Source organism: Undibacterium sp. Xuan67W (assembly GCF_049340165.1).
Taxonomy (GTDB): domain Bacteria; phylum Pseudomonadota; class Gammaproteobacteria; order Burkholderiales; family Burkholderiaceae_D; genus Undibacterium.
Genome location: NZ_JBMPPN010000060.1, coordinates 1 through 493, shown reverse-complemented (window position 1 = coordinate 493; position 493 = coordinate 1). Strand labels below are relative to the sequence as shown.

The following is a 493-nucleotide window of genomic DNA, read 5'->3' as shown; positions in this document are numbered from 1 at the left end:
TAAAGGTAAATCGTAGCGGATTCTATGCTTGGAAGAAGAATCCTTTATCTGAACGCGCGAAGGCAAATGTGCAGATTCTGACTGAAATTAAACAAGCTTATGTTGAGAGCGGTGGAATTTATGGGAGTCCACGTATCCATCGGGATTTAAAGGAAGCTGGTATTGCATGCGGTGAGAACAGAGTCGCAAAGATGATGCGTGACGCTCAACTGAAATCTGCCCGAGGGTATCGTAAGCCAAGATTTAAAGTAGGTAAGCCGATGATCGCAGCACCGAATCGACTAGAGCAACGTTTTAATGTTGCTCAAGCTGATACTGCATGGGTGACGGATATTACCTACATTCGTACTTATGAAGGCTGGCTTTATCTGGCGGTGGTCATCGATCTTTATTCAAGGGCTGTCGTTGGTTGGTCAATGAAATCAACGATGGCGACAGAAATTGTTCTCGATGCGTTATTGATGGCTGTTTGGAGAAGACACCCTAAGCACCC

The 493-nt window shown here is 45.2% G+C and carries 1 protein-coding gene; it reads left to right on the top strand.

Going from position 1 to position 493, the window contains the following annotated elements:
• Positions 1-493 (top strand): IS3 family transposase (locus ACO0LE_RS20260; protein ID WP_422962126.1); only part of this gene is annotated, 493 nt, incomplete at both ends.